This is a genomic window from Nitrosomonas supralitoralis, assembly GCF_003011925.2.
Lineage (GTDB): Bacteria > Pseudomonadota > Gammaproteobacteria > Burkholderiales > Nitrosomonadaceae > Nitrosomonas > Nitrosomonas supralitoralis.
The window spans coordinates 41,297-53,219 of the sequence record NZ_PXXU01000003.1 but is presented as its reverse complement, the minus strand read 5'-3'; the positions used below and the strand labels follow the sequence as shown (position 1 = coordinate 53,219).

Annotated in this window: 15 protein-coding genes; 2 read left to right on the top strand and 13 right to left on the bottom strand. The window is 41.2% G+C overall.

The window, feature by feature from the left end; genetic code table 11:
- Nucleotides 1-79 precede the first annotated feature (79 nt).
- From cyoE to coxB, 8 genes are all read right to left on the bottom strand, one after another.
- Complete coding sequence (gene cyoE / locus C7H79_RS01405; RefSeq protein ID WP_106705510.1) at nucleotides 80-973, bottom strand: heme o synthase; 894 nt, start codon at nucleotides 971-973, stop codon at nucleotides 80-82.
- 77 nt (nucleotides 974-1,050) lie between these two features.
- Nucleotides 1,051-1,632, bottom strand: a complete 582-nt coding sequence (locus tag C7H79_RS01400) for a redox-active disulfide-containing membrane protein (RefSeq protein WP_106705509.1) — start codon at nucleotides 1,630-1,632, stop codon at nucleotides 1,051-1,053.
- A complete protein-coding gene (locus tag C7H79_RS01395; protein WP_106705508.1) occupies nucleotides 1,601-2,323 on the bottom strand; it encodes an SURF1 family protein in 723 nt (240 codons plus the stop codon). The genes C7H79_RS01400 and C7H79_RS01395 overlap by 32 nt, the downstream gene beginning before the upstream one ends.
- Nucleotides 2,324-2,528: 205 nt before the next feature.
- The gene (locus C7H79_RS01390) at nucleotides 2,529-3,386 is read right to left on the bottom strand and encodes a cytochrome c oxidase subunit 3 (RefSeq protein ID WP_106705507.1); all 858 of its coding nucleotides are present in this window, start codon (nucleotides 3,384-3,386) and stop codon (nucleotides 2,529-2,531) included.
- A 34-nt stretch (nucleotides 3,387-3,420) separates the two neighbouring features.
- Nucleotides 3,421-3,630: a DUF2970 domain-containing protein gene (locus tag C7H79_RS01385; RefSeq protein ID WP_106705506.1), complete on the bottom strand. Its 210-nt coding sequence runs from the start codon at nucleotides 3,628-3,630 to the stop codon at nucleotides 3,421-3,423.
- Nucleotides 3,631-3,641: 11 nt separating this feature from the next.
- Nucleotides 3,642-4,187 carry a cytochrome c oxidase assembly protein gene (locus C7H79_RS01380; RefSeq protein ID WP_106705505.1) on the bottom strand — a complete coding sequence of 182 codons (546 nt, stop codon included), beginning with the start codon at nucleotides 4,185-4,187 and terminating at the stop codon, nucleotides 3,642-3,644.
- Nucleotides 4,188-4,301: 114 nt separating this feature from the next.
- Entirely contained in the window at nucleotides 4,302-5,882 is a 1,581-nt protein-coding gene (gene ctaD, locus C7H79_RS01375) for a cytochrome c oxidase subunit I (RefSeq protein WP_106705504.1), read from the bottom strand.
- 12 nt (nucleotides 5,883-5,894) lie between these two features.
- Nucleotides 5,895-6,722 (bottom strand): cytochrome c oxidase subunit II, encoded by an 828-nt coding sequence (gene coxB, locus C7H79_RS01370; protein WP_106705503.1) that lies wholly within the window; start codon nucleotides 6,720-6,722, stop codon nucleotides 5,895-5,897.
- A gap of 539 nt (nucleotides 6,723-7,261) precedes the next feature.
- Between coxB and C7H79_RS19375 the strand changes: the two genes are divergently transcribed.
- Together C7H79_RS19375 and C7H79_RS17615 are read left to right on the top strand one after the other, a co-directional pair.
- Nucleotides 7,262-7,360 (top strand): helix-turn-helix domain-containing protein, encoded by a 99-nt coding sequence (locus tag C7H79_RS19375; RefSeq protein ID WP_106705578.1) that lies wholly within the window; start codon nucleotides 7,262-7,264, stop codon nucleotides 7,358-7,360.
- 369 nt (nucleotides 7,361-7,729) lie between these two features.
- On the top strand, nucleotides 7,730-7,993 hold the full coding sequence (locus tag C7H79_RS17615) for a hypothetical protein (RefSeq protein WP_147383551.1): 264 nt from the start codon (nucleotides 7,730-7,732) through the stop codon (nucleotides 7,991-7,993).
- 493 nt (nucleotides 7,994-8,486) lie between these two features.
- Here C7H79_RS17615 and C7H79_RS01355 read toward each other — a convergent pair whose 3' ends face one another.
- From C7H79_RS01355 to ruvC, 5 genes are all read right to left on the bottom strand, one after another.
- Nucleotides 8,487-9,158 carry a Bax inhibitor-1/YccA family protein gene (locus C7H79_RS01355; protein WP_106705501.1) on the bottom strand — a complete coding sequence of 224 codons (672 nt, stop codon included), beginning with the start codon at nucleotides 9,156-9,158 and terminating at the stop codon, nucleotides 8,487-8,489.
- A 117-nt stretch (nucleotides 9,159-9,275) separates the two neighbouring features.
- Nucleotides 9,276-9,668, bottom strand: coding sequence for a hypothetical protein (locus C7H79_RS01350; RefSeq protein ID WP_242447077.1), 393 nt, complete (start codon nucleotides 9,666-9,668; stop codon nucleotides 9,276-9,278).
- A 70-nt stretch (nucleotides 9,669-9,738) separates the two neighbouring features.
- Nucleotides 9,739-10,785, bottom strand: a complete 1,047-nt coding sequence (gene ruvB / locus C7H79_RS01345) for a Holliday junction branch migration DNA helicase RuvB (RefSeq protein ID WP_106705499.1) — start codon at nucleotides 10,783-10,785, stop codon at nucleotides 9,739-9,741.
- 22 nt (nucleotides 10,786-10,807) lie between these two features.
- Nucleotides 10,808-11,389, bottom strand: a complete 582-nt coding sequence (gene ruvA / locus C7H79_RS01340; protein ID WP_106705498.1) for a Holliday junction branch migration protein RuvA — start codon at nucleotides 11,387-11,389, stop codon at nucleotides 10,808-10,810.
- Nucleotides 11,386-11,904 carry a crossover junction endodeoxyribonuclease RuvC gene (ruvC, locus tag C7H79_RS01335; protein ID WP_106705497.1) on the bottom strand — a complete coding sequence of 173 codons (519 nt, stop codon included), beginning with the start codon at nucleotides 11,902-11,904 and terminating at the stop codon, nucleotides 11,386-11,388. The genes ruvA and ruvC overlap by 4 nt, the downstream gene beginning before the upstream one ends.
- Nucleotides 11,905-11,923: the final 19 nt, after the last annotated feature.

Below are 11,923 nucleotides of genomic sequence, written 5' to 3'. Positions count from 1 at the left end.
ACTTGCAATACCATGGGTACTACTTCCAACACCCCATGCAAGTATTGCAAGTGCAATATATACTTTTTATGACACTAGTTCAGAAAAAAAAGTAGTGATCCACTAGTAGCGCGACAAACATTAGTGCTAGATAAAGGATTGAATAACGAAACGCCTCTCTTGCAAGCTGATCACTGTAATTACGATATATTTCTATCGCGTAGTACATAAAAACACCATTGAGTAGAATAGAGCTGACTAAATAGATCATGCCACTCATTTGTGTAATGTAAGGCAGCGTAGTTACCAAACACAATATAATTGTATAGAGCACCACATGTAATTTCGTAAACTGGTCACCGTGAGTAACAGGCAACATAGGCATGCCAATCGAGGCGTATTCTTTTTTTCTATAGAGAGCAAGCGCCCAGAAATGTGGCGGTGTCCAAGCAAATATAATTAAAAACAGCAGCAAAGCATCACTGGCAATTTCTCCAGTTACTGCCGTCCACCCCAATACGGGCGGCATAGCTCCCGACGCACCCCCAATAACAATATTTTGAGGAGTCAATGGTTTCAGGATCACCGTATAAATAATGGCATATCCCACAAATGTCGCCAATGTCAACCACATTGTAAGTTCGTTAATCCAGTTATACAGAATGAAAAGCCCTGAACCGCCAACAAGCAGTAAAAAGAACGTTGTTTCAGGAACGCTAACTTTTCCTTGTGGTAATGGTCTGCCTTTAGTACGAGCCATTACTGCATCCATTTTTTGTTCTACAAGACAATTTAAGGCAGCAGCAGCACCTGCCACTAAAGCTATGCCCAAGGTGCCCAGTAACAAGGTATCTATAGGAACAGCTCCGGGAACAGCCAAAAACATTCCGATTACTGCAGTAAATACAATCAGCGATACTACGCGAGGTTTTGTTAATCGATAAAATTGATTAATCCGCGATGCCGTTTCATGCCAAGCAATACTGGTAGCCATGTCATTAATCTCCTATGTCTGTACTCAATCTTTATTTTTTAGTTTCGCAGCTTTGTTATTCATACTTAGCAAAAATGCTAGTGTTCTAATTGTGAAACGTGTAACAAGCGTTTCAAATCGTGTCCCATTTTGGTGCCATCCACTTTCTCTGGAAATCGCATCATTAAATTACCAATGGGATCTATTAAATATATATGCTTTGTTTGCACATCCTGAGTCTCGATATAGCTAAGAATTTCGCTATCTTTTGCACTAACAAAAAAAGTACCTTCATATTCATTTTTTAATTCATCGTCTGGTTTAACATTGTCATTAATTAACCAAAGTCTTTCAATTCGATTTTTTTCTCTTCCTTGCACTAAGCGCACTTGACGCATGAAATATAGTTTATCTTTGCAAGCCTCATCACATTGACCTGAATCTACAGTTACCAAAACCCACTTTCCATGAAGATCTTTCATACGAAGTATTGTATTGTCACTCTGATTTGTGCCTGCTCCTGCAACTTTGACAATGGGGATTAGATCGCCATAGTGAGTGCTTTGCGGCCTGTATTCCGAGAAATACAAAGCATAAGAAACGATTACGGGCGCACACATTAAAGCAAGCAATAATAGAAACTTGCGTCTATTTCCCTTCTGAATTTGTTCGTTTGACATTCAAAACTATAAAAATAATTATTGTTGTAACTGCTAAAGAAAACCATTGAACTGCATACCCAATGTTTTTTGATGCTCCAGAATCTGGTTTATGCCAAGATCGTATCAAACCATCTTCGATTTCATCTTTTTGTAAAACCATAATGGGCTGCATTTTCAACCCCGTTATTTCTTGATACTTTTCCAGATTGAAGTTGTCCCAAACGGGCCCTGATAAGGTACTGCCAGAAAGTTCCAACATCCTTATCTCTGGTGATACTACCGTACCAAATACAGTTACTTCACCTCGATCTGTTGTTACTAAAGGCAATACTGACCGATCATTACCCGTGGCCACCCAGCCTCTGTTGATGGCTACAAACATTGAACTATTAGAAATTTTTAGCGGTGTTATGACATGGTAACCTGCACGCCCCTGATAAGTTCTATTGTCAAGAAATATCGTTTCATCTGCGAGGTATTCACCCCGTATTTCAACATCACGATATTGATAATCAACTAATTTTATCGGATTTCCTGGCAATGTAACTGCAGGCTGCATCGCATACTTTTCAAGTTGCTCATGCTGTACGTTTTTCTCATCAGCTCGAGACAACTGCCATTTACCTAGCTCGAAAAAAATTACGCCAAATAAAATGGTCAGTGCTATTGACCATAATTTTGGTTTAAAGTTGTATCCCATTGCTGTCATTTTTATTTACTTAAGTGCATGATACTAAATTATTTCTATTCTGGTTCATGCGATGAATCAGCATATTAAAAGAGGATAAAATTTCTTAATAACTCATTAAGTTTTGTATCGATTCCATCTTTGCGTGAAACTTGGGTAAAAAATCATGTGCTTTATTCCTAAGTTTCATAAAGATGGAATCTTGTTTTGCAACTACTTTAGCTATTTACATCAGATAAACAAATACAAACAGCCCTAACCATACCACGTCGACAAAGTGCCAGTACCAAGCCACACCTTCAAATCCAAAATGATGCTCAGGTGTAAAGTGTCCTGCGGCACTACGAAAATAGATCACGATTAACATAATCGTACCGATTGTCACGTGAAAACCATGAAAGCCTGTCAACATAAAGAATGTTGAACCGTATGCTCCGGTAGTCAATTTCAGGTTCAAATCGTTATAAGCGTGAACATACTCATAAGCTTGGCAAGCAATAAATAAGCTACCCAATGCTATCGTTGCCAATAACCATAGTTTTAGTCCATCGCGTCTATTTTCCTTCAATCTCCAATGGGCTATCGTACATGTAACGCCTGAGGTTAAAAGTAACAATGTATTGAAAGCAGGCAATCCCCAAGCACCCATCGGAGTAAATTCTTCGTGCGTACCCGGACCTGAAGTTGGCCAAGTACCATCATAAGCAGACCAGAAATCATTTCCTAAAACTGTGCTTTCTTCGATTAACCAAGGAATTGATAAATTCCGCATGTAAAATAACGCACCAAAAAATGCACAGAAAAACATCACCTCGGTAAAGATAAACCAACCCATACCCCAGCGAAAGGATAGATCTACCTGCTCACCATATTTCCCACTTTCACTTTCTCTGGCGACTGTTCCAAACCATCCAAACAGCATATAGATTAATATCGCAAAACCTATTCCTAACAACCCATAGCCAAGCTCTATCTTATTCATTGTCAGTGCAGCACCTGATCCCATGAATAAAATTGCCGCTGATCCAATTATTGGATACATCGACGGAGCTGGGACGTAATAATGTCCAGATTCTTGACTCATTCTTCTCTCCTTCTACTTAAGATTATTTCAAAATCTAACTAACCACCAATCTAACCACCAGCATAACGCCAAGTACAAAAATAATAGCTCCGATAATTCCACCAATGATTACTTGTGCAGGCGTTAAGGTTGCTGCATCATGCTCAAGATCACTTTTTTTCCGAATTCCCATAAAAGCGAACATTACTGCTTTTGCAATTTGCCAAATACTAGCGCTACTTTTTCTTTCAGTATTTTTGTTCAACTTCCAATTCCTTATTCCGTGGCCGTGCTTGCGCCACCAGGCAGTTCAAAAAAAGTATATGATATTGTCACCGTATCTATGTCTGCAGGTAACCCCGGTTCAATCACAAATTGCACAGGCATCTGCCTAGTTTCATGTGGTTTTAGCACCTGTTTTGTGAAACAGAAACACTCGAATTTCTTCAAATGCTTCTCAAGAAAACGTGGGCTATAACTGGGTATTGCCTGTCCACTAATTTCTCGATCTGTATCATTCGTAATTTCATACATCACATTTACTGATTCACCTGGATGAATGCGTACGCTGGTTTGTAGCGATTTAAATTGCCAAGGCAGTCCTCTTGTATTGGCATCCAACTCAATCGTAATCCAGCGGTCTTCATCCACCCAGTTATCCTTAGCCAGTACGTCCGGCTGCAGCAAATTATTAATTCCAGTTACTTCGCAAAACTTTTCATAAAATGGAACGAGTGCATATCCAAACACAAACATGATCAACGTGAAAACCAACAACTTTTTCATCATTAGAATATTTGATTTCAAATTACGCTCTACCATACTTTTAAAATAACCGTTATATAGATTGCTGCAACCATAGCAAACAGAATAATTGCTGTTATAAATTTCTTACGCTTTTTATCTGGCTCTTGTGACATACTTTTCCTTATTGTTTTACTTGACAATAGGTGGTTTCTCGAAGCTATGGTACGGAGCAGGACATGGCAAATGTGTCCATTCCAATGTTGTTGCGCCATCCCATGGTTTATCTGCCGCTTTTTCTCCACCACGAATACAGCTGATCATAATGTAGAGGAAAAGCAGCTGAGTCAGCCCAAATCCAAAAGCACCGATACTGGAAATCATATTAAAATCTGCAAATTGCAAATTATAATCCGGTATTCTTCGTGGCATTCCTGCCAGTCCCAAGAAATGCTGCACAAAGAATGTCAAATTAAAGAAGAACATTGACAGCCAGAAGTGCCATTTACCCAAGGTTTCGTTATACATATTGCCGGTCCATTTTGGCATCCAGTAATACGCACCCGCAAACAACGAGAACAATGCTCCTGATACCAACACATAATGGAAATGAGCAATTACATAATAAGTATCTTGAACTTGTATGTCGATCGGCACGATCGCGCAAATTACTCCGCTGAATCCACCAATCACAAACAGGAAAATAAAACCGATTGCGAATAACATTGGCGTTTCGAATGTCATCGAACCCCGCCACATTGTAGCTGTCCAGTTGAACACTTTAACCGCGGTTGGCACTGCAATCAACATCGTGGCGTACATGAAAAACAACTGGCCAACTGCTGGCATCCCTGCTGTAAACATATGATGCGCCCACACTACACAGGATAGAATCGCGATTGACGCAGTCGCATAAACCATTGAGGAATACCCAAACAGCGGTTTGCGCGAGAAAGTCGGAATAATTTCCGATACGATACCAAACGCAGGCAAAATCATGATATAGACTTCTGGATGACCGAAGAACCAGAATATATGCTGGAACATCACTGGATCACCACCACCCGCCGCATTAAAGAAACTAGTACCAAAATGACGATCTGTCAGCAACATGGTCACCACTCCAGCCAGCACTGGCATAACCAAAACCAGCAAGTAGGCTGTAATCAACCACGTCCATACAAACATTGGCATTTTCATCAATGTCATGCCAGGAGCGCGCATATTCAATATGGTCGTAATGATATTGATCGATCCCATGATTGATGATGCACCCAAAATATGAATTGCAAAAATCATTAGATCAACACCTAAGCCACCTTGTGTTGAAAGCGGCGGATAAAATGTCCAACCACCCGCTGCGGCACCGCCTGGAACAAAAAATGAACCAACCAGAAGCGAGCCTGCCACTGGCAACAACCAAAAACTCCAGTTGTTCATGCGCGCAAATGCCATGTCAGGAGCGCCAATCATCAGCGGCACTTGCCAGTTAGCAAAGCCAACAAATGCCGGCATAATGGCACCAAACACCATAATCAAGCCATGCAACGTTGTAAATTGATTAAATAACTCAGGTTCCAGAATCTGAATACCTGGCTGATATAATTCAGCACGAATTCCCATTGCCAAAAATCCGCCAATCAAGAACATCGTAAAACTGAACCACAAATACATCGAACCAATATCTTTATGATTGGTCGTTGTAACCCAGCGCATTATGCCACTAGGATGATGATCATCATGTCCGTGTGCGTCACCATGTACTGCTGCCATAGTTATCTCCTTTTACTTATTTTCAATATGCATTGATGTTTTAACTGCAGAACCGCTTAGCTGGGCAGCCACCCATTCGCTATAATCTTCTGCCTCCATCACTTCTACCACAATCGGCATAAAGCCATGATCTTTGCCGCACAACTCAGCACATTGACCACGATAAACTCCTGCCTTATTTGCCGTGAACCATGTGTCACGAATAAAACCCGGGATAGCATCTTGTTTGATACCTAACGCCGGCACCCACCAAGCATGAAGCACGTCATTTGCTGTTAAGATAATGCGCACTTTCTTACCAACTGGAACAACCACGCGATTATCGACTTCTAGTAAATAATGCTCGCCCTTGGGTTCTTTATTCTCGACTTGAGCTCTTGGTGTAGATAGCTTACTAAAAAAACTTATACCCTCACCTTCACCCTGAAGATAATCATAACCCCACATCCATTGATAGCCTGTTGCTTTAATGGTCATCTCGGAGCCAGAAGTATCTTTCATTGCAATGACCGTTTTCGTCGCTGGCCACGCCATCGCAATCAGAATGAGACACGGTATTGTAGTCCAGATCACTTCGACTGCAGTACTATGATGAAAGTTTGCTGCTTTATAACCCAAAGATTTACGATGTTTGAGTATGGAATAAAACATCACTCCAAATACACCAACGAATATAATCAAACAAATCCACAGAAGCGTGATGTGTTGATCATAGATATCTTGTGCTATGACACTCTGCGGCTCGGGAAAATTAAATTTAGATTGCTGCCCTACCGCCATGCTTGAGTACAAAGTAAAAGCGGACACCCCCGCCCAGGTTACTACTGATTTACTTCCCATATTTCCCCCTACATGATTACTAATTTTACAGACTTCAGGTACGACCTTGAACACTACAAACCTGAACCATTATCTTGATTCAGCCAGTTTACGAACTTCATATGTCACAATCTTGTTTTGTTAAAACCACACCATGATTGACGATAATCGCATTTCCTTGGCTGAATTTCCTTATTATCCGCAACTTAGATTTTCTTAGTTGTAGATACCTTCTACATGCTAATTAATCAAGTGGAAATTCTAGCATGTCGCTGATGCTCAAACAAGGAAAATTCATGATTTTTATAGGAATATTCCCATGTTTCAAAAATGGTATTGCTATAAGAATGCCGCCAAAAAGCATGCATAAAATGCAAAATTTCATTTCAATTCTTCTCGCAACTGGCTACTCTTTATAAAGTGGGGGACTCAAGTTTAAGTGCAACTTTTATAAGATTAACAGGAGGCAAGCTGCATTAGCAGCTGAACTTCTTAAACGATCAAGAAAAGGAATACAGATCAAGCACTATCAGTAGCTTACCCAGGAACAACGATATCAGATATACAGGTTAAGGAAGGCGGGATTTAATCAAACCGGAATTGCGAATGAAATTGGAGTGGACAAATCTACAGTCTGCCGTGAACTCAGACACAATTGAGGCTCGAAGAAGACGCCCGAAGCAGGCTCAAGAGCTGCGAGATAGACGTCGTCGGGCATGCAGTCACACTAAACGATTTGATTTGGAAGTCTGGAGCATAATAGTCGGATTGATTCGACAGGACATGAGCACCGAACAAGCATCAGATCGACTTACACTGAAGGATGAATTGTCAATAAGTCATGAGACCATCTATCAGTACATTTACGCTGACAAACAGGCAGGTGATGACTTGTGGCGGCATCTGCGTTGTCAGCAGCCACGGCGCAAGCATTAAGGAAGAGGATTTGATCGTCGTGACACCCTCCGTAACCGGGTCAACATTGATGAACGTCCGGAGATGGCTGAGCAGAGAGTTCGTATTTGCGATTGGGAGGGTGTGATACAGTAATTGGCAAGAACCATCAGGGAATGCTGGTAACGCTGGCAGAAAGGAGATCGCGTTACGTCCTGGCTGACCAATTGCAAAGCAAACATAGCGTGGGCGTGACTGTGAAGATCAACAGTCTATTACGTCCTTACAAGCACAAATGCCACATTGACTTCGCACATCCTTATCATGCCAGGGGACGAGGACTGAATGAGAACAGCAATGGATTGCTACGGCAGTATTTCCACAAGAATTGGAATTAACGAATGTTACCGAAGAACAATTGCAGTGGGCTGTTGATAGACTCAATCACCACCCACGCAAAGTGCTAAGATTTAGAACCCCGCATGAGGTATTCTTCGGAGTGTCGGTAAGTTACACCAAGCAGACATTAAAAGTTGCACTTCGAGTTTGAATCCGCCAGTGTATGAAGCCGAATTAAAACCCGCGTCTCTTACAGATTAAAATAATCGTTTTATTAATATGTACCTCAAACTAATTTAATCAGTAACACGATAAATAGGATTACTGCAGCAATTGGAATCATGAAGCTCATCCAATCAGAAGACGAGCCTTTGGGGCTATTCTTTATCATATTCCGAGTTGCTGGAAACAAGACAACGATAAACATGACTAATGCCAATGCGGAAATGATTTGCATCCACTCCATAATTAATTCCTCTTTAATTCTTTTGTCCAAAACAAAACCCCGGCTTAACCGGGGTTTTGTTTGAAAATCATTTAAACATCTATAAATCAGTCATCATTGCCCATAATACCCAATATTTGCAGTAGGCTAATGAAGATATTAAAAATTGTCATGTATAAACCAATAGTGGCTAACACATAGTTGGTTTCACCACCATGAATGATACGGCTTGTGTCATACAGGATAAAGCCGCTCATGATCATAATGACAACAGCTGATATCATTAATGACATAGCCGGTATTTGTAGAAAAATATTGGCCAGAGCTGCCAGCAATACCAACAAAAAACCTACCATCAAGAATCCACCTAAAAAGCTGAAATCTTTTCGTGTAGTCAATACATACGCTGACAGTCCCATAAATATTGCTCCCGTTCCAGCGAGCGACAATGTAATGATATTGCCACCATTAGGAAGAGACGCGTACATGGTTAACATCGGTCCCAATCCAAATCCCAGCAAGCCAGTAATCAGAAACACGATGCCGATTCCAGCCGGTGAATTGGCAAAGCGGGGCAATACAAACATCGCAATCACCATTGCACCAATGACTGATATTAAGTAAGTCATTGGCGGCATATTCATCATCATTGATATGGCAGCAGTAAAACCACTGAACAATAATGTTAGGGACAAAAGCATATATGTATTGCGTAATACTTTATTTGTTGCTATCGCAGAAGGTGATCTTTGCGCAGCAGTTGATAAATTTTGATTCATTATTAAATAGCCTCCACTGTGAAATTTATAACAAACTGTTCTAATGATCGATATGACTACTATATAAAGAATATAGTTCAAAGCATAATATCATGAATTATGCTGGACATTTAGATCCTACTCGCTTGAAGCTTTTGCTAAAGTAAAATTATATACAAGGAAAAAACCTCCTCGCTCAACTAAGGTAATATTAAAATTAATTGACCCCGCATCGAATTTAGCAATACCCGAATAATTAATGCGCTTTTCTCCAATTAACGAAAATGCACTGACAGTGCGTGAAAAATTAATCTCCTCGATGGATTGAAATCGACCGAAACTGCGGTACAGATCCATCAATTCATCAAGTTGTTCGTGGTTTATTGTTTGCTTAGCTTCTGGCGCCAAGTGAAGCAAAAGTGATTGTTTTTCCCAGCTCGAAATTTCAGTTAATATTTGAGCAATTGCAGTTTCAGCACTCTTACTGTAAAAATCTTTTTCACGATCAGTATAAAAATACAACATCGCCATCAGTGTCAGTAATATAGCTACAATAAATCGTAATGTTTGAGTCTGCATATGTTATAAGTATTTTATTTAATTATGTATTTATTTCTTCCCACAGTTCTCCGCTTAATCCACCATTTTGCTGAGCAATACCAAAATGCTGATAAGCCGCTGTGGTTGCCATACGACCTCTCGATGTACGTTTCAGAAATCCTTGCTGAATTAAATACGGCTCTAATACATCTTCAATAGTGTCGCGCTCTTCACTTATCGCAGCTGCGAGATTATCGACCCCGACTGGACCGCCACAAAACTTCTCTAATACCGCTAACAGCAATTTCCGGTCCATTACATCTAAACCGATCGCATCAATATCCAGCATAATCAAAGCAGCATCAGCAACGGAACGAGTAATATGCCCATCTGCCCTCACTTCAGCATAATCACGCACACGGCGTAATAATCGATTAACTATGCGTGGTGTACCACGAGAACGACGTGCCATTTCCAACGCTCCATCGGCTGAAATTTCCACATTCAATAACCCGGCGGAACGGATAACAATCTTGCAAAGTTCTTCCGGTGTATAAAACTCCAGGCGTGACACAATTCCGAACCTATCTCGCAATGGATTCGTCAACATGCCGGCACGTGTCGTTGCACCAACCAAGGTGAATGATGGCAAGTCGAGCTTCACAGATCTTGCTGCTGGCCCCTCGCCTATCATAATATCTAATTGGAAATCTTCTAGCGCCGGATAAAGAATTTCTTCTACTATTGGTGAAAGACGGTGAATTTCATCGATAAACAGAACATCATTAGGCTCCAGATTAGTCAATAAAGCCGCCAAATCACCTGGACGCTCCAATACCGGACCCGAAGTTTGTCGCAGATTAACACCCATTTCTCTGGCTATAATGTGTGCAAGTGTCGTCTTACCTAAACCGGGCGGCCCGAATAACAAAACATGATCGAGTGCTTCGTGCCGGTTTCTTGCAGCTTCGATGAATATCTGCAGCTGCTCGCGAATCTTTTCCTGACCGACATACTCTTCGAGTTGTTTAGGACGTAATGCTCGCTCTAATATTTCCTCCTGAGAAGATGAGGAAATTGAAGTTACAAGTCGGTCAGTCTCAATCATTCACAACCCTCGTGCTCGTCTGTTATGTTTCTTTAGATAACAATTGCAATGCCTGGCGTATACCGTCGCTCACCATCGAATTAGAAGAGATCTGCTTAGTCGCCCAACTGGCTTCACGATTGCTATAACCCAATGAGAGCAACGCATTGAGGATATCACCTTCACAAGTTGATGATGGAGCTTGGTCTGAATTGAGCACTGCTGAGTCCAGCTTATCCCGCAATTCAAGTAATAAACGCTCAGCCGTTTTTTTCCCAATCCCAGGCACTGTTATTAATCGAGCACTATCTTGGGCATTCACTGTACGATACAAATCAGTTACGCTTAGTCCCGATAAAAGTGCCAAAGCCGTTCTTGCACCTATGCCAGAAATTTTTATTAACATTCGAAATGTTTGGCGTTCCGGCTCTGTTGCAAAACCAAACAGTAAGTGCATATCTTCACGTATTACAAGGTGAGTATACAAAGTAACTTGAGTCCCAACTGCCGGCAGATCATAAAAAGTACTCATTGGCACATCAACTTCATAGCCAACCCCTTGCACCTCAAGTAACACCTGAGGTGGGTGTTTTTCCAATAATATGCCGGTTAAACGTCCAATCATACTAACCGCCCACGTTTCATTCGGTAACCAGTCGTTGCAATCCTTCCCAAACCAAGCCCGCCATTTGCATGGCAAATGGCGCAAGCCAAAGCATCAGCTGCATCGGCACCTGGACTTCCATTCAAGTTAAGTAATCGCACCACCATTTCTTGTACTTGATCTTTTTTTGCATGACCGTTGCCAACGACCGCTTGCTTAATTTGCAGAGCAGTATATTCAGCTACTATCAGATTATTCATTACCGCAGCACAAATAGCCGCGCCACGCGCCTGACCCAACAATAATGTTGATTTAGGATTGATATTGACAAAAACCTGCTCTACGGATACGTGTTGGGGGCGATATAGAGTAATGATTTCGGTTAAGTTATCTAGAATCAACTTAAGACGGAAAGGCAACTCGCCTCCTGAAGTTTTAACACTACCACTACTGACGTAGGTTAAATTGCCTCCACTTTTATCTATCACGCCAAAACCAGTAATACATAATCCAGGATCTATGCCAAGAATACGAATTTTCCCACCTCCCGATGGT

Excerpts from the sequence above, each read along its gene's own strand:
- ctaD (WP_106705504.1), bottom strand. The coding sequence starts at position 5,882 with ATGGCAGCAGTACATGGTGACGCACACGGACATGATGATCATCATCCT.
- C7H79_RS01395 (WP_106705508.1), bottom strand. The coding sequence starts at position 2,323 with ATGACAGCAATGGGATACAACTTTAAACCAAAATTATGGTCAATAGCA.
- cyoE (WP_106705510.1), bottom strand. The coding sequence starts at position 973 with ATGGCTACCAGTATTGCTTGGCATGAAACGGCATCGCGGATTAATCAA.
- C7H79_RS01355 (WP_106705501.1), bottom strand. The coding sequence starts at position 9,158 with ATGAATCAAAATTTATCAACTGCTGCGCAAAGATCACCTTCTGCGATA.
- ruvA (WP_106705498.1), bottom strand. The coding sequence starts at position 11,389 with ATGATTGGACGTTTAACCGGCATATTATTGGAAAAACACCCACCTCAG.
- C7H79_RS01400 (WP_106705509.1), bottom strand. The coding sequence starts at position 1,632 with ATGTCAAACGAACAAATTCAGAAGGGAAATAGACGCAAGTTTCTATTA.
- C7H79_RS01350 (WP_242447077.1), bottom strand. The coding sequence starts at position 9,668 with ATGGCGATGTTGTATTTTTATACTGATCGTGAAAAAGATTTTTACAGT.
- coxB (WP_106705503.1), bottom strand. The coding sequence starts at position 6,722 with ATGGGAAGTAAATCAGTAGTAACCTGGGCGGGGGTGTCCGCTTTTACT.
- C7H79_RS01390 (WP_106705507.1), bottom strand. The coding sequence starts at position 3,386 with ATGAGTCAAGAATCTGGACATTATTACGTCCCAGCTCCGTCGATGTAT.
- ruvB (WP_106705499.1), bottom strand. The coding sequence starts at position 10,785 with ATGATTGAGACTGACCGACTTGTAACTTCAATTTCCTCATCTTCTCAG.
- C7H79_RS01380 (WP_106705505.1), bottom strand. The coding sequence starts at position 4,187 with ATGGTAGAGCGTAATTTGAAATCAAATATTCTAATGATGAAAAAGTTG.